The organism is Nocardia pseudovaccinii NBRC 100343 (genome assembly GCF_001613225.1).
In the GTDB taxonomy this organism is placed as follows: domain Bacteria; phylum Actinomycetota; class Actinomycetes; order Mycobacteriales; family Mycobacteriaceae; genus Nocardia; species Nocardia pseudovaccinii.
Map to the genome: position 1 here is coordinate 1 of NZ_BDBY01000408.1, position 15,463 is coordinate 15,463.

16 protein-coding genes are annotated in these 15,463 nt (G+C 65.7%); 13 read left to right on the forward strand and 3 right to left on the reverse strand.

Annotation, left to right across the window (positions count from 1 at the left end; genetic code table 11):
• Positions 1-54 precede the first annotated feature (54 nt).
• Entirely contained in the window at positions 55-231 is a 177-nt protein-coding gene (locus tag NP3_RS48695; RefSeq protein ID WP_157124941.1) for a hypothetical protein, read from the forward strand.
• Positions 232-237: 6 nt separating this feature from the next.
• Here NP3_RS48695 and NP3_RS43480 read toward each other — a convergent pair whose 3' ends face one another.
• Complete coding sequence (locus NP3_RS43480; protein ID WP_063047538.1) at positions 238-975, reverse strand: GntR family transcriptional regulator; 738 nt, start codon at positions 973-975, stop codon at positions 238-240.
• A 194-nt stretch (positions 976-1,169) separates the two neighbouring features.
• Here NP3_RS43480 and iolC point away from each other — a divergent pair, with 194 nt between their 5' ends.
• The 5 genes from iolC to NP3_RS43505 all read left to right on the forward strand — a co-directional run bounded on the left by iolC (position 1,170) and on the right by NP3_RS43505 (position 4,959).
• Entirely contained in the window at positions 1,170-2,135 is a 966-nt protein-coding gene (gene iolC / locus NP3_RS43485) for a 5-dehydro-2-deoxygluconokinase (RefSeq protein ID WP_063047539.1), read from the forward strand.
• Positions 2,132-3,055: a Cgl0159 family (beta/alpha)8-fold protein gene (locus NP3_RS43490; RefSeq protein WP_245721368.1), complete on the forward strand. Its 924-nt coding sequence runs from the start codon at positions 2,132-2,134 to the stop codon at positions 3,053-3,055. The genes iolC and NP3_RS43490 overlap by 4 nt, the downstream gene beginning before the upstream one ends.
• A gap of 5 nt (positions 3,056-3,060) precedes the next feature.
• Positions 3,061-3,942 (forward strand): 5-deoxy-glucuronate isomerase, encoded by an 882-nt coding sequence (gene iolB / locus NP3_RS43495; RefSeq protein ID WP_063047547.1) that lies wholly within the window; start codon positions 3,061-3,063, stop codon positions 3,940-3,942.
• A 149-nt stretch (positions 3,943-4,091) separates the two neighbouring features.
• Positions 4,092-4,691 (forward strand): Uma2 family endonuclease, encoded by a 600-nt coding sequence (locus NP3_RS43500; RefSeq protein WP_063047548.1) that lies wholly within the window; start codon positions 4,092-4,094, stop codon positions 4,689-4,691.
• Positions 4,692-4,761: 70 nt separating this feature from the next.
• Complete coding sequence (locus NP3_RS43505) at positions 4,762-4,959, forward strand: hypothetical protein (RefSeq protein WP_063047540.1); 198 nt, start codon at positions 4,762-4,764, stop codon at positions 4,957-4,959.
• A 187-nt stretch (positions 4,960-5,146) separates the two neighbouring features.
• On the opposite strand, the gene aztA is transcribed toward NP3_RS43505, so the two are convergent.
• Positions 5,147-5,821, reverse strand: a complete 675-nt coding sequence (gene aztA, locus NP3_RS43510; protein WP_063047549.1) for a zinc ABC transporter ATP-binding protein AztA — start codon at positions 5,819-5,821, stop codon at positions 5,147-5,149.
• A 63-nt stretch (positions 5,822-5,884) separates the two neighbouring features.
• Here aztA and aztB point away from each other — a divergent pair, with 63 nt between their 5' ends.
• Genes aztB through aztD form a run of 3 tightly spaced genes read left to right on the forward strand, consistent with a single transcriptional unit; the run spans position 5,885 to position 9,965 of the window.
• A complete protein-coding gene (aztB, locus tag NP3_RS43515; protein WP_063047541.1) occupies positions 5,885-7,876 on the forward strand; it encodes a zinc ABC transporter permease AztB in 1,992 nt (663 codons plus the stop codon).
• A complete protein-coding gene (gene aztC / locus NP3_RS43520) occupies positions 7,873-8,781 on the forward strand; it encodes a zinc ABC transporter substrate-binding protein AztC (RefSeq protein WP_063047542.1) in 909 nt (302 codons plus the stop codon). Before aztB ends, aztC begins: the two co-directional genes overlap by 4 nt.
• 32 nt (positions 8,782-8,813) lie before the next feature.
• The gene (gene aztD, locus NP3_RS43525) at positions 8,814-9,965 is read left to right on the forward strand and encodes a zinc metallochaperone AztD (protein WP_063047550.1); all 1,152 of its coding nucleotides are present in this window, start codon (positions 8,814-8,816) and stop codon (positions 9,963-9,965) included.
• Between the two features lie 44 nt (positions 9,966-10,009).
• Here aztD and NP3_RS43530 read toward each other — a convergent pair whose 3' ends face one another.
• A complete protein-coding gene (locus tag NP3_RS43530; RefSeq protein ID WP_063047551.1) occupies positions 10,010-10,786 on the reverse strand; it encodes an NAD(P)H-dependent oxidoreductase in 777 nt (258 codons plus the stop codon).
• Between the two features lie 141 nt (positions 10,787-10,927).
• On the opposite strand from NP3_RS43530, the gene NP3_RS43535 reads away from it, so the two are divergent.
• The 4 genes from NP3_RS43535 to NP3_RS43550 all read left to right on the forward strand — a co-directional run.
• Entirely contained in the window at positions 10,928-11,779 is an 852-nt protein-coding gene (locus NP3_RS43535) for a helix-turn-helix transcriptional regulator (RefSeq protein ID WP_063047543.1), read from the forward strand.
• A 57-nt stretch (positions 11,780-11,836) separates the two neighbouring features.
• Entirely contained in the window at positions 11,837-12,685 is an 849-nt protein-coding gene (locus NP3_RS43540; RefSeq protein ID WP_063047544.1) for a tryptophan 2,3-dioxygenase, read from the forward strand.
• A 96-nt stretch (positions 12,686-12,781) separates the two neighbouring features.
• The gene (locus NP3_RS43545; RefSeq protein WP_063047545.1) at positions 12,782-13,663 is read left to right on the forward strand and encodes a PaaX family transcriptional regulator; all 882 of its coding nucleotides are present in this window, start codon (positions 12,782-12,784) and stop codon (positions 13,661-13,663) included.
• Positions 13,664-13,996: 333 nt separating this feature from the next.
• The coding region (locus tag NP3_RS43550; protein ID WP_373864834.1) for a WXG100-like domain-containing protein at positions 13,997-15,463 on the forward strand (1,467 nt) is incomplete at its 3' end.

Sequence of the window (15,463 nt, forward strand, 5' to 3'; positions counted from 1 at the left end):
GGGGTGTCGGTGTTGCCGCGTACATGATCGCGGCATTGCAGCGGACATCGTTCGGTGCATGTGGGCGTCCCGTATCTCGTTTCGGCGCAACGGTTGTCGCAGTCCAGTGCGGGTCTGCTGCCGACCCGGTTGAAGACCCGCAGGCATCTGGCCGAGCACGGCATCCACGTGACGCCGCTACGCACGGTGCTCGCCCGGATCCGCGGCAGCCGCAGGCCGGGAAGTGGGTGATACCCGTCAGCGGCTCAGCACCGTGGTATCGAAGAAATGCCGCGAGGCCCGGTACACATGCCTGCCCATTTCGATCGGACGCCCGGAATCATCGAAGGCGACCCGCTGCATGGTCAGCAGCGGCGCGTTCGTGCGCTCGTCGAGCAGTTGCGCCTCGGCCCTGGTCGCACCGCGCGCACCGATCCGCTGGCGCGCGAGCGCGATGTGAATTCCCTTGGCCCGCAGGCATTCATAGAATCCATGCAGTTCGAGCTGGTCGGGCGCGGGTGCGAATTCGGCGGGCACGTAATTGGTCATGACGGCCAGCGGCGCACTCCCGGCACGGCGCAGCCTGCGGAAGGTCACGAAGCGGGCGTCCTCGGGAACGCCGAGTTCCTCGGCGATATCGGGATCCGGAGCGCCGAGCTGATAATCGAGCAGTTCGGTGGTCGGTTCCTGACCCGCGGTGAGCAGATCGTCGTACAGACTGGTCAATTCGACCGGCCGACGCACCTGGTTCTGCACCACCTGAGTGCCCACCCCGCGCCTGCGCATCAACAGTCCTTTGTCGACCAGCGCCTGGATTGCCTGCCTTGTGGTCGGCCGCGACAGATTGAGCCGTTTGGCCAGGTCGAGCTCGTTCTCGAGGCGATCCCCGGGGGCGAGTCGACCTTCCAGGATCGCGTTCTCGATCCCCTGTGCCAGTTGGAAATACAGCGGGACCGGGCTCGAGCGGTCGATCGCAACATCCAGTGGCGCGGGCATCGTCGGCTCCTCGGGGCGAGCGGGCGCAGGTGAGCGCCAATTTCTTCCACTGTAAATCACAACGAGCAGTTCTTGTTACATATGTCCGTAAGTAAGTATGTCCTGACAAAGTCTTGACAAGCGGGTACGTCGGGCGCAAAGTCTGGATACGCGGCTATGCCCGTCCCCCGAGGCCCGAACCCTGGAGTCAGCCTGTGAACGCTCAATTCGAGGTCGTGTCGACCGGTCGGGTCGGCGTCGACATCTACCCGCTCCAATCCGGAGTGGGGCTGGAAGATGTCGAGACTTTCGGCAAGTTCCTCGGTGGCAGTGCCGCCAATGTCGCTGTCGCGGCGGCGCGGCTCGGTCGGCGCACCGCGCTGTGGTCCGGCGTCGGCACCGATCCCTTCGGTCGATACGTGCGGCGCGAACTGGTCCGGCTCGGCGTATCCGATGCCCTCGTGCATACCACCGATCACCTGCCGACCCCGGTGACCTTCTGCGAGATCTTCCCGCCGGACGATTTCCCGCTGTACTTCTACCGCGAACCCAGCGCGCCGGACCTGCAGATCACCGGCGGCCAAGTGGATCCCGAGATCATCCGCGGCGCGGGCGTGTACTGGTCAACTGTCACCGGCCTGTCCCAAGAGCCTTCTCGTGCAGCGCATTTCGATGCGTGGTCGATCCGGGAACGGCGGCCGCTCACCGTGCTCGATCTGGACTACCGGCCGATGTTCTGGGCCGACGAGGAACAGGCCCGCGCACAGGTACGCGAGGCGCTGACCCAGGTTACGGTCGCGGTCGGTAACCGCGAGGAGTGCCGCATCGCCGTCGGCGAGACCGATCCGCATCGGGCCGCCGACGCACTGCTGGATCTGGGTGTCGAACTGGCCGTCGTCAAACAGGGACCGGATGGGGTGCTCGGCAAGACCCGCCACGAATCCGTCGTGGTGCCCCCGGCCACCGTCGAGGTGCGCAACGGCCTCGGCGCGGGCGATGCCTTCGGCGGCAGCCTGTGTCACGGCCTGCTGGCCGGATGGGAGCTGGAGACCATCCTGCGCCGCGCCAATGCCGCCGGGGCCATTGTCGCCGCCCGGCTCGAATGCTCCACCGCCATGCCGACCAGCGCCGAAATCGACGATCTCGTCGCGCTGTCATTGATTGGAAAGGCCCGGAAATGAAGCTGGCGTCGCGCGGCGATTCGATGAGGAGTGGCGAAGGAGTGCGGTCCTATGCCGAGCTGACCGAGTTACGTGCGGCCGATCCCGGCGCCATCGCCAGAGCTTTCGCCACGCGGACCCGTCGTGGTCTGGTGCGCGGCGACGGCCGGTTGCTGATCATCGCCGCCGACCACCCGGCCCGCGGAGCGCTGTCGGCCTCGGGCAACCCCTACGCCATGAACAGCCGCAGGGAACTGCTGGACCGGCTGGTCACGGCATTGGCCCGGCCGGGCGTGGACGGTGTGCTCGGCACCGCGGACATCATCGAGGATCTGCTGCTGCTCGGCGCGCTCGAGGACAAGGTCGTCTTCAGCTCCATGAACCGCGGTGGCATCGCGGGCGCGGATTTCGAACTCGACGACCGGATGACCGGATATACCGCGCGGGCGACCGCCGCGGCCGGACTCAACGGCGCGAAGATGCTCAACCGGTTCGATCTCACCGATCCGGGCACGCTGTCGATGATGACCGCGAGCGCCGTCGCCATCGATGAGCTCGCCGCGCTCGGTTTGGCCGCGATACTCGAGCCGTTCATATCGCATCGGCCCGATGGGCCGGGAACCAAGGTGGTCAACGATCTGTCACCGGATGCGGTCATCAAGAGCGTGCACCTGGCGCAGGGATTGGGCTCCACCTCCGCCTACACCTGGCTGAAACTACCCGTCGTCGCGGAGATGGAGCGAGTCATGGACGCCACCACCCTGCCCACCCTGCTGCTCGGCGGCGACCCGCAGACCGGGCCGGACGAAACCTACGCGCGCTGGGCGAAAGCCCTTGCGCTGCCGGGTGTTCGGGGCCTCATTGTGGGCCGTGCGCTGCTGTATCCGCCGGATAACGATGTCGCGGGCGCGGTCGATACGGCCGTATCGCTGGTGCGGTGATCGCGATGCACAGCAAGCATTACGTACCCGCCGCCCGCGCCTATCGCGCGCCGTACACGGTGGCGCTCACCCAGGAGGCGGCGGGGTGGGATCACGCCAGCCTGCACGTCGTCGAGCTCGCGCCGGGCCAATCGCATCGCACGCACAGCCATGCCGACGAGATCGTGGTGGTTCCGCTATCCGGTTCGTGCACCGTGACCAGTGCTGCCGAATCGTTCGAATTAGCCGGGCGCGACAGTGTTTTCGACGGCCCGACCGATTTCGCCTACATCGGACGGGATAGCGCCTACACCGTAACCAGTACCGACGGTGGGCGATTCGCGCTCGGTGGCGCACGTGCCCAGCAGCAGCTGCCGTTCCGCTATGTCCCCGCCGCCGAGGTGGTCGTGGAGTTGCGCGGTGCGGGCAATTGCAGTCGCCAGGTGCACAATTTCGCGACCGCGGACACCTTCGAGGCCGATTCGATCATCGCCTGCGAAGTGATCACCCCAGGCGGGAACTGGTCGTCGTATCCGGCGCACAAACACGATGAGCTCTCCGACACCGAGACGCCGCTCGAGGAGATCTACTACTTCGAATTCGCCCGTGGCGCAGACGATTCGCCTGGCTTCGGGTTCCACCGTGTGTACGGGACCGTCGAGCGGCCGATCGATGTGCTCGAGGAGGTGCGCGACGGCGATGTGGTACTGGTGCCGCACGGCTACCACGGCCCGTCCATCGCCGCGCCCGGGTATCACATGTACTACCTGAACATCATGGCGGGCCCCGGACCGGAACGGGCCTGGCGGATCAGCGACGACCCGGCGCAGACGTGGCTGCGCGGCACCTGGAGCGATATGGCGATCGATTCGCGGCTTCCCATCAACGCCGAAAAGACTCCGCGGTAAGCCGCTCGACCAAATCGCGAGCCAGCGCCTAGGCTGTCGCCAGCCGTCGGCTCGATTCCGGCCGGGATGGCCTGAACCTCGGCTTCCCACACGACCGGCGTCGGCCTGCCCGGTGGTCCGAAAAGATTCAGCCTGCAATGATGGCCGATATGAGCGCACCCGACGAGCACCACGAACTGCGTGTCACGGCCGAGGAGTTCGCCGAAGGGGCGACGGCCGGGTTGAGCGACATCGAAATCGTGGACGGGCGCGTCGTACGATTGATGGCGCAAGGCCCGCTGCACAGTCGGGTGGTCCGGCGTCTGGCCGGGTCACTGGAGGCCGCGCGACGTGATGCCGGGCCGTGCTTGGTCGTAGATTCCGATGTCGCCGCACGATTCGCCGACGCTGACTCCACCGCGGCGGATCGTCGATTGAACATACGCTATCCCGATATCTGGATTCGCGACTGCGAACCGTATGACGTCAACACAGTACGAGACCACCTCTTGCTCGTCGTCGAAGTGACGTCCGAATCGACGATCGACGTTGATATCACCGACAAGCGAATTCAGTACGCAACTGCGGGAATCCCTTGCTATCTGATCGTCAGGCTGGACCAGAAGGAGGAGCGGATCGAGGAGATCGAAGAATATCGCCTCGACTGGTCGGGGCGCCGCTATCGCGTTCATACCGTCCATCGGCGAGTGCTGTTGGTCGACGACCCGGTCGAGGCGACCATCCCGTTCGACATGCTCGAGCAACCCTAGCGGTCGACACCTCGATCGCTGCTGGCACGACGGTGGCACGATCACGACCGAGCACTCGGCCCGGCACACGATGACCGGCGGCGTCGGCGGGACGCAGGTCACGGCATGGACAGTATTCGGCGGCGGCCACACCTGGCCGGGCACGCCCGTCCCCGCCGAATGGGCCGACTCCCCCGGCGCGGCCGTAACCACGGAATTCGATGCCGCAGAACAGATCTACGACTTCGCCCACCCCCTCCTGACCCCGGCAGCCAGCCGCAAACTCTGAACCCAGGCGGCCAGCACGCTCTCCCGTCGGCCCATAGACCGCTACGAAACGGCGCCCGAACCGTCACTCCCGCGACCCCGCGCCTGCAACTGCGTGACCACCTGATGAGAATGCGCTGATGGAGGGGCATTCTCGACATTTGCCGCCACCGATACATGGTGATCGGCTGTCCAGCCCTGGGACATGGTCAGGAGATTGTGCGGGTGGGTAGCACGTTGGTTGGGTTGCCTGCGGTGATCAGGTGACCGGCGCGTAGTAGGAGGCAGTTGTCGGCGCGTAGGGCTTCGTCGCGGTCGTGGGTGGCCAGGACGACCGTGCCGCCGTCGGCGCGGATTTCGTGCAGGATGTCGGAAATCTGTTGCCGGGCTTCGGTATCCAGGCCGGTGGTCGGTTCGTCGAGCAGCAGTAGATCGGATTCTCGAGCGAGAGCCTGGGCCAGCAGGGTGCGCTGGCGCTGACCGCCCGACAGGGTGGTGAGGCGGCGGCGGGCCAGGTCGGTGATGCCGAGGCGGGACATGCAGGCGTGCACGATGTCGGTGTCGGTGCGGGTGAGGCGGCGCCACGGACCGCGGTGAGCCCAGCGGCCCATGGCGACGGTGTCGCGGACGGTGATCGGCAAGGTTGCCGGGACCGCGCTGTGCTGGACAACCAACGCGGGTCGCCGTCCACTCCCCCGCTGAATCGTTCCCGACGTCGCAGGGAGCACACCGGCGAGCACGCTCAGCAGCGTGGACTTTCCGGATCCGTTGGCACCCACGATCGCCGTCATCTGCGCGGCCGGGATCGCGGTGGTGATGTCGTGCAGCACGGTTCGCGAAGGGTAGCCAGCAAATAGCGCATCGATTCGAACTGCCGGGGTCATCGGTTTGTGCACTACCTCACCTTACTTGTATTGAAAATCATTTCCATCATAAGGTATCGCGCCATGGATGTCCTTTTCGCCCCATTCGAGGTTTCGTTCGTGCAGAGAGCGATGTGGGGTGGACTGCTGGTGTCCTGCATCTGCGCGCTGGCCGGGACCTGGGTTGTGCTGCGCGGGATGGCTTTTCTGGGGGACGCCATGGCGCACGGAATGCTCCCAGGAGTCGCGGTTTCGTCGCTGCTCGGCGGAAATCTGCTGTTGGGCGCCGCCGGTAGCGCCGTGGCGATGGCGCTGGGAATTACCGCGCTGCAACGAAATCCGCGCTTCACCGCAGATACCGGCATCGGGCTGGTGTTCGTGGGGATGCTGGCCGCGGGGGTGCTCATCGTGTCGCGCTCGCAGTCCTTCGCGGTCGACGTGACCGGATTCCTGTTCGGTGACGTACTCGCCATCCGGGACCAGGAACTCGGCTACCTCGCGGCCGCGCTGGCGATCGCGGCAACGGTCACAACGCTCGGGCATCGCGCTTTCGTCGCGCTGGCCTTCGACCCGCGCACCGCGCATACACTCGGTCTGCGGCCGCGCTGGGCGCAGGTGGCGCTACTGGGTCTGCTGACCCTGGCGATCGTCGCGTCCTTCCATGTCGTCGGCACCCTGCTGGTATTCGGGCTGCTCATCGCACCACCCGCGGCGGCCGTGTTCTGGGCCGCGCGCATTCCGGTGATCATGCTGCTGGCGGCGCTGTTCGGTGGGTTCGCGACCGTGGCCGGGCTGTTGGTGTCCTGGCATGTGGGTACCGCGGCGGGCGCGACCATTGTCGCCGTCGCGGTCGCGGTGTTCTTCACATCGGCCGCGGCCTCGTGGCTGCGCGATCGGATACGGATTTCCGGTTCCGCTATGAGCGCCCTGGCGGTGCTGGTCACTGCACTGCCGCTGGTCGGATGTGGTTCGAGCACAGGCAATTCCACCGACACCGGGGTAACTCCGCATGGCTACATGGCAGGCGCGGAGGAGACCGACGCACCGCAGACCCGGCTGGTTCTGGCCGATGCCGAGGGTGCGATCCGGGTCGTCGATCTGACCGATGCACACGTTACCGCCGCCGGGCAGGTTGCCGGTGTGACCACGGTTCGCGGCGATGACCGATTCGCGTATCTCGGCACCGGGGATGCGGTGCGAGTCATCGATGGCGGCGCGTGGACCGTCGACCACGGTGACCATATGCACTACTACCGGGCGGCGATCCGAGAAGTCGGAACCGTCAGGCGCGGTGGACTTTTCGCGGTGCACAGCGACTCCGCCACGGCCGCGGTCGCCACCGATTCCGGCACTGCATTACTGGACCGGACCGCACTGGACGGAGGCCGGGCCACCGAACGCGGCATGATCGGCGACGGGCTCGCGGTGCCGTACGCCGAACATCTCACCGTTGTGACGAACGGCGGCCGAGCCGAGATCCGCGACCGTGACGGCAATCCGTCGGCGCCGCTGGCCGAGGCCTGCCCATCGCCGCGTGGATCCGCGGTGACCAGGCGCGGTCTCGTATTCGGCTGCGCCGACGGCGCTTTGGTGGTGACCGCATCCGACCAACAGTTCGACGCCGTGAAAATCGCCTATCCGCGACAGATTCCGGACGGCGAACGCGCAGTCGAGTTCGCCCACCGCCCCGGCAGTACCACCCTCGTCGCGAAGGCGGGCGAAATCGGCGTCTGGCTTCTCGACATCCGTGCGCGGACATGGCGATTGGTGCCGACCGGTCCGGTGATCGCGACCAATACGGCGGGTGAGGGCAGTGTCCTGCTCACCGTGACCCGCGACGGTGTGCTGCACGGTCACGACATCAACACCGGTGCGCAGACCGCACAGGTGCAACTGCTGGCACCGGTACCGGACGGCACGCCACCGCCGGTGATCGAGATCGACACCGGACGCGCTTACGTCAATGACGCTGTGGCCCACGCCGTACACGAGATCGACTACCGCGACAAACTCCGTCGCGCACGCACATTCACCCTCGACATCGCACCCGTGCACATGGTGGAGACGGGCCGATGAGGACCATGATCCGGGTTTGCATCGCCCTTCTTCTGGCGGCCCTGCTACCGGCCTGCGCGGATCAGCGCACGAACGGCCGCGAAATCGTCGTAACAACAAACATTCTCGGTGACCTCACCCGCGCCATCGTCGGCGATACGGCCACCGTGACAGTGCTGATGCCACCGAACGCCGATCCACACCAATTCGCGATCTCCGCACAGACCGCAGCCCGGATCGAGCGCGCCGCCCTGCTCGTACACAACGGGCTCGGTCTCGAGGAGGGCGTGCTGCGCCACGTCAGCGCCGCCGAACAGCATGGGGTGATGTCGATTTCGGTCGGTGAGCAGGTGGATCCGATTCGCTATCGGGGCACCGAGGGCGAGGGGCCGGATCCACACTTCTGGACCGATCCGGAGCGGGTGCGCCGGGCGGTAGCGGCGATCAGCGCCCGGGTAGCGGAAATCGACGGGATCGACGCGAATACGGTGCGCGCCAACACCGCGCGATACCTGGCCGAGCTGGACGAACTCGACCGCTGGATGACCGAGCGGTTCGCCACGATTGCACCGGAGCGAAGGAAGCTGGTCACCAACCATCACGTATTCGGTTATCTGGCAAAGCATTTCGGGTTCGAGATGATCGGCGCCGTCATCCCCGGCGGCTCCACCCTCGCCGCCCCGAGCGCCTCGGACCTTGCCGAACTGGCCGCAACCATCCGAGCCGCGGGCGTTCCCGCCATTTTCGCCGACTCCGCCCAGCCCGACCGCCTCGTCCGTGTCCTCGCCGAACAGGTCGGCGTGCGGGTGCGGGTCATCGCGCTGTACTCGGAATCGCTTACCGAACCCGGCGGCGGCGCGGCCACCTATCTGGACATGATGCGCGCGGATACGGAGGCCATCGTGCGCGGCCTGACGGCGCCCTGACCGAACTTCGAACAAGAGAAATGGAGCAGCACATGCGGTTACGAGCACGCGGCGCGCAATCGGCAGCCCTATCCGGACTGTTGGCGTCGGCAATTGCCCTTACCGGTTGTGGCACGAACACGAACCATCCGACGATCACCGATCCCATTGCGATCACCTATGACGGCGGCATCTACCTCCTGGACGGAAAGTCCCTCGCCATTGCCGTGGAGCTGAAGCTCGACGGCTTCAACCGCCTCAACCCGGCAGGCGACGACCACCACGTGATGGTGTCGACGAAGGACGGCTTCCAGGTCCTCGACGCCGTCCATGGCGAACTGACCGGCATCACCTTCCCCGGCAGCAAACCGGGACATGTGGTGCGCCATGCCGGAAAGACCGTCCTATTCGCGGACGGCACAGGTGAAGTCACCGTCTTCGATCCGCATCGCCTCACCGACGGCAAGCCACAGCCGGAGGTTTATCGAGCGCCTGCCCCGCACCACGGAGTGGCGATCCAACTGTCCACCGGGGAACTGGTCGTCACCCTCGGCACCGAGGAAAAGCGCACCGGCATCGCGGTACTGGACAAGAACCGCAGGGAGATCGCCCGCAACGAGGACTGCCCCGGCGTGCACGGCGAATCCACCGCGCAGGGCGAAGCGGTCGTCATCGGCTGCGAAACCGGCGCGCTCATCTACCGCAACGGCGCCATCACCAAGGTGACCAGCCCGACCCCGTACGGCCGCATCGGCAACCAGGCAGGCAGTGATTCCTCGCCGATCGCGCTCGGCGACTACAAACAGGACAGGGATGCCGAACTCGAACGGCCACAGCAGATTTCGCTGATCGACACCCGCGACGGCAGCCTGCGACTGATCGATATCGGCACCAGCTACACCTTCCGCTCCCTGGCCCGCGGCCCACAGGGCGAGGCATTGGTGCTCGGCACCGACGGTCGTGTGCACGTCATCGACCCGGTGACGGGAACCGTCACACGCACCATCCCGGTCACCGGCACCTGGGAGGAGCCACTGAAATGGCAGGAGCCGCGACCGGCGATCTTCGCGCGCGGCAACGATATCTACGTGTCCGACCCGACTACCGAGCAGGTGCACCGAATCGACCTGACCACCGGCGCCATCACCGCGACAACCACCCTCTCCGCCGCGCCCAACGAACTCAGCGGCGTCCTCGCCCACTGACGCACACGGTCGGAGTGGACGTGAACTCAGCATTGTCTTTCGGATCAGGCACGAACATGCAGCCCGAACCCCGTGCGGCCCTTGACTTCCAGACCCTCGCGCAGGCGCAGGGCGGGCATTTCGTAGTCGCCGCCGTTCTGGGTGCGGAAGGCGATCGGGTCGGTCTGTTCGATCGACAGCAGGCGCTGCTCCCACGCCTTGGCGGTGTCGGTGAAATCTTCGGGCGAGAAGCGATCCACGCTGTAGGTCACGAACGGCGGGAGGACGTCCATGCCCGGGTAGTAGAGGATGCCGTGCTGGATCGGGAAGAGCAGGTCGTCGATGGGGCCGTTGATGCCGCGGTCGGTGTAGTGCGGTTCGCGGCCACCGATCGTCACCGACAGCATTGCCCGCTTGCCCGCGAGAGTGCCCTCACCGTAGCGGTCGCCATAGCGGGTATCGCTGTGTTCGCCTACGCCATAGGCGAAGTGGAAGGTGAAGACCCGGTCGAACCAACCCTTGAGAATTGCGGGCATCGAGTACCACCACAGTGGGAATTGGAAGATCACGGTATCGGCCCAGCGCAGTTTCTCCTGCTCCGCCGCGATATCGGCGGTGAGTGTTCCGGTGTCGTACGCGCGGCCGGATGCCGCGGCGACCCGCAGTGGGCCGCTCGTCCCGCCGAAATCGTCGGCGTCGACCGCCGACTTCCATCGCATCGCGTACAGGTCGCTAACTTCTACCTCGTGCCCGGCTTCGCGCAGGGTGGTCACCGCGATGTCCTTCAGTGCGCCGTTGAGCGACCGCGTTTCGGGGTGGGCGTGGACGATGAGTGTCCGCATTTGCTGCTCCTTCGGATCGGATGTGTTCGATCTTCGCCAGTCGAATCGGCCGCTGTTCAGGGACGCTTCTTCCATCGGACGGGACTTCCTGGTATCGACAGGACCACCCTTGTCCCGCGAAGCCGTGGCAATACTGGAGGGATGGACGAGCTCAGCGACTTCCTGCGCACGCGGCGGTCCCGGGTGGATCCCGGATCCGTCGGCATCCCGACCGATTCGCGCCGTCGGGTAGCCGGATTGCGACGGGAGGAGGTCGCGCATCTGTCCGGGGTAAGCGTCGACTACTACGTGCGTTTGGAGCAGGGGCGAGCTCGGCAGCCGTCCGCGCAGGTCCTCGATGCGCTGGCTCGGGTGCTCGGCCTCGACGAGGTGGAGCGCGAGCATCTGCACCGGCTGGCCCGCCGACCGCAGCGTCCGGCGAAGTCGGCGCCGAATGTCCGCATTCGCCCTGAGCTGCGGCGGGTGCTGGATCTGATCCCCGATGCGCCCGCGTTCATCCTCGATCACCGTCTCGATGTGGTCGCGGGCAACCGGCTCGCGGAACTGCTGTACGGACACAGCCCGATGAAGGGCTTGAATATCGCCCGGCAAATCTTCCTGCACGACGACGGCCGCTCACTCTACGCGGAATGGGATCTATGTACCCGCGATACCGTCGGCCACCTGCGCCTGGCCGCGGGCAAGTATCCGGACGATCCCAAACTGTCGGCCCTGATCGGCGAACTAGCCGTGCACAGCGACCGCTTCCGCAAGCTGTGGGCCCGCGCCGATGTCCGCTCCCGCACCCACGGCCGCAAATCCTTCGTCCATCCCCTGGTCGGCATCCTGGACCTACACCAGGAAAACTTCGCCCTACCCGAGGAAACCGGCACCGAACTCGTCGTCCTGTCCGCCGAACCCGGCACCGAATCCCATGACAACCTGCGCCTGCTGGCCAGCCTCGGTGCCACGGATGCCGGGGTCACGCCGGACCGCCATATGACACAACCCTAGCGAGCGTCACATTCGTGTAATACGGTGAATCGGGGGCCATAGGAGAACGGGCCGTTGATGACCAGCCGACGCGACGCACTCGAACGCAACATTGTCACCGATTTCAGCTCTCGCATGAGCTACGGCGCGTACCTGGACCTCGACACCTTGCTGAGCTCGCAGCATCCGGTCAGCCGACCGGAGCGGCACGATGAGCTGCTGTTCATCATTCAGCACCAGACCACCGAACTGTGGTTGAAGCTGGTACTGCACGAATTGTTCACCGCGCGTGCGGCTTTCGATGCCGACGACACCGACGTCGCGCTCAAATGCATTGCGCGGGTGAAACATATCCAGAAAACGCTGACCGAGCAGTGGTCCGTGCTCGCGACGTTGACGCCCACCGAATACGAGCAGTTCCGCGGTTTTCTGGGGAACTCGTCCGGGTTCCAGTCCTACCAGTACCGTGCCATCGAATTCGTCCTCGGCAATAAGAACGCGGCGGTACTTCGAGTGTTCGAATCCGATCCCGAGGCACACGAAATGCTGGCCACGCTCTTGCCGGAGCCGACCCTCTACGACGCATTCTGGCGTCATCTCGCCCGCACCGGACTAGAGGTGCCCGGCTCGACGCTGACACGCGATGTCAGCGAGGCCCACACGCTCGACCCCGAATTGCTCGCCCTGGTGCAGTCGATTTACGAAGCGCCGGAAGAACATTGGTCGGTGTACGAGACGTTCGAGGAGCTGGTGGACCTGGAGGAGAATTGCCAGTTGTGGCGGTTCCGTCATCTACGCACGGTGCTGCGCGTCATCGGAAGACGAGGCGGGACAGGCGGCTCCAGCGGGGTCGGATTTCTACAGCGCGCACTCGAGCACACCTACTTTCCGGAACTGTTCGCCGTACGCACCTGGACCGGACACTGAGCGAATCGGCGGATATCCCGAACGAGCCGAGTCGAATCGCCGCTCGACACCCGACCTCGACCTCGACCTCGACCTCGAAGGGATACCCGACACGCGATGACCACTGACCAACAGCCGCTCGCAGCCGCAGTGCTCGACGACTTCGATGCACGGCCGGGCAGCGCGACCTCGCTCACCCGCACAGTGCTCGGTGCCTATATCCGCGACCTCGGAAGCTGGATCGCGGTGGCCGATTTCACCGAACTACTTGCCGCGCTCGGCATTCCGGCACCGGGCACACGCACCGCGATCACACGCCTGAAGAGCAAAGGCGTGCTGTACGCCGAAACCCGCAGTGGACGTGCGGGGTACGCACTGACCGACGCCGCCCTGGCCATGTTCGCCCGCGGCGACCCACGGATCTTCGGGTTCCGCCAGATGACCTCCGGCGATGCGTGGCGGCTGCTGTCCTACGCCATCCCGGAATCCGAACGCGCCGCACGACACCAGCTTCGGCGACGACTGTCCGCGATCGGCTGCGGCACCGTCTCGGCGGGTCTGTGGATCTATCCGGAGTACCTCGCGGCCGAGGCAGCCGCCATTATCACGGCCTTGGATCTCGACAACTATGTGACCTCGTTTCGCGCCACCGACCCCACCGTGCCCGGCACCCTGCGCGAGGCCGCCGCGCAATGGTGGGACCTCGACGATCTCGCGGCCAGACACCGAACCTTCTACGAAAAGCACCACGGAATTCTCGACCTCGATACCAGCGACCGAAATGCCTTCGCACACTTCACCTTGATGCTCGACGAGTGGCGGATCATCCCCTATATCGATCCGGGCCTACCCGACGAAATGCTGCCCGCCGACTGGCCGGGCCCCGCCAGCGTGCACCTGTTCGCCGAGGCCCGACGACGGTATCTCCAACCGAGTCGGCAGTGGGTGCGAGCTTTTATCGATGCGCAACGAGTCGAGAAAACCATGCGGACGCCCTGACCGGCCAACGCCTCACCGAGGCCGTCGACTTCGTCCAGCAGGACATGCACGGCCTCATCGCCCGCTGGCGCGAACACCAGCGAAGGGCGCAACGCTAGCGCCTCAAAACTTCCCATCGCAGGAAAGCCCACGTGGTGTGCGCAAGAATTGCGGGGTTCTTCGCATCGGAGATCGAGCTGGCGCGGATATCCCTGCCGAGATATATGGACGGGTTCGAGCACGGAGGACGTGGTGTGTGCCGACGTGACCGCCCAGTGCGATGGTGCTGGATACGGCCCGGCGAGGTGTGACGGAGTCGGACCCCTGGTGAGATGTGACGGGGTCGGATCGTAGATGACGCTGACCCTTCCACCGGGGTTGCCCAAACCGGTGATCGACTGTGTCGCTGGGCATTTCCCGCGTGGCGATGAAACCGCGGCCCGACGCACCGCCGACTACTGGTCCGACAAAGCCGAACAATGCCGCGGCTACGCCGACCACCACGACACCCTCGCCGTCAACACCGACAACGAAGCCCGAGGCCACTTCGGGACCGCACTCGCCCAAGCCCATCGCGAACTCGCCACCAAATTCCGCAGTCAAGCCGACTACAACGACACTCTGGCCGAAGAACTCTACGAGGGCGCCAACAGCATCGAACTCCAAAAATTGACCGTCATCGGCTTCGCCACCATCCTGGCCTGGCAGTTGGCGCGCGCCGCACTCATGTTCTCCCCCGCGGGCGCCGCCGTCGAAGCCTACATCGACCGCCAAGCCACCCAAACCGCCTGCCAGATCGCCAAACGCAAACTCCTGATCTTCCTCACCGGACAAGCCTCCAAATACGCAACCCAACGCGGCATGCTCGTCCTCGCCGGGAAAGCCATGTTCTGGGGCACCCTGCAAGTCGGCGGCATCAACGCCGCCGTCCAAGCCGGACAGATCGCCGCCGACCACCGCACATCGATGGACTGGAAATCGGTCGGTATCGCCGCGGCCGCCGGTGGTGTCGGCGGCGCGGCTGGCGCCGCCGCGGGTATGTGGATCGGTGGCCGCTGGATCATCCCCAACACCATCGCCCACGCCGAAAAGGCCACCGGTGCCGCGGCCCGTGTCGCGTTCCAGCTCGCCGGGACCTCCCTCACCGGTACTGCCGGTGGTCTCGTCGGCGGCATCATGGGCGCACTCGCCTCCCTATCCCTTTCCGGCGAACCCCTCACCACAAAGGCCATCACCGAAACCCTCATCCCCGCCATAACCGGCGGCTTCCTCGGCGCCGCCGCCCACGGTGCCACCGAAATACGCACCAACACACCAACACCACAAACCACCACACCAACACCAGAGGCCGCGACACCACAACCCGCGACCACCGTCACCGACCAACGCTCGATCAACCAAGCAATCATCAACGCACTCGCCGACCACGGCATCCTCACCCGCGACTTCGACCCGGCCGACCCCGCCGGGTCCCAGCAGCAACAACTCGACCGAATTTTCACGCGGCTACGCCGACCCGCGAACGAGTTCAACACCACACCGGCGCCGTTCCTGCGTGAGGACTACAACACGAGTCTCTGGAAGCCCAAGGATCCACACAACCCGCTTCCCGAGGCCCTCAACCAGGCCCGTCCCGAGGACATCGAACACCCCGACGCGATGGTGCCGACGAACGAGGCACCACGGCTGCAGAACGTGTACGCACCACAGCACATGATCACACCGCCCATCCTCGCCCAACCCCAGAGCACGCCAACACAACCCGCAAATCTCCAAACCGGCGATGGCCCGCTCCGCCATGGCGATGACGGCACCCCGCAA

What these genes read in the sequence shown, in the direction of transcription:
- NP3_RS43535 (WP_063047543.1), top strand. Translation starts at nt 10,928, where the DNA reads ATGGACGAGCTCAGCGACTTCCTGCGCACGCGGCGGTCCCGGGTGGAT.
- NP3_RS43530 (WP_063047551.1), bottom strand. Translation starts at nt 10,786, where the DNA reads ATGCGGACACTCATCGTCCACGCCCACCCCGAAACGCGGTCGCTCAAC.
- NP3_RS43540 (WP_063047544.1), top strand. Translation starts at nt 11,837, where the DNA reads ATGACCAGCCGACGCGACGCACTCGAACGCAACATTGTCACCGATTTC.
- aztD (WP_063047550.1), top strand. Translation starts at nt 8,814, where the DNA reads ATGCGGTTACGAGCACGCGGCGCGCAATCGGCAGCCCTATCCGGACTG.
- iolB (WP_063047547.1), top strand. Translation starts at nt 3,061, where the DNA reads ATGCACAGCAAGCATTACGTACCCGCCGCCCGCGCCTATCGCGCGCCG.
- aztA (WP_063047549.1), bottom strand. Translation starts at nt 5,821, where the DNA reads ATGACCCCGGCAGTTCGAATCGATGCGCTATTTGCTGGCTACCCTTCG.
- NP3_RS43490 (WP_245721368.1), top strand. Translation starts at nt 2,132, where the DNA reads ATGAAGCTGGCGTCGCGCGGCGATTCGATGAGGAGTGGCGAAGGAGTG.
- aztC (WP_063047542.1), top strand. Translation starts at nt 7,873, where the DNA reads ATGAGGACCATGATCCGGGTTTGCATCGCCCTTCTTCTGGCGGCCCTG.
- aztB (WP_063047541.1), top strand. Translation starts at nt 5,885, where the DNA reads ATGGATGTCCTTTTCGCCCCATTCGAGGTTTCGTTCGTGCAGAGAGCG.
- NP3_RS43545 (WP_063047545.1), top strand. Translation starts at nt 12,782, where the DNA reads ATGACCACTGACCAACAGCCGCTCGCAGCCGCAGTGCTCGACGACTTC.
- NP3_RS43480 (WP_063047538.1), bottom strand. Translation starts at nt 975, where the DNA reads ATGCCCGCGCCACTGGATGTTGCGATCGACCGCTCGAGCCCGGTCCCG.
- NP3_RS43505 (WP_063047540.1), top strand. Translation starts at nt 4,762, where the DNA reads ATGACCGGCGGCGTCGGCGGGACGCAGGTCACGGCATGGACAGTATTC.
- NP3_RS43500 (WP_063047548.1), top strand. Translation starts at nt 4,092, where the DNA reads ATGAGCGCACCCGACGAGCACCACGAACTGCGTGTCACGGCCGAGGAG.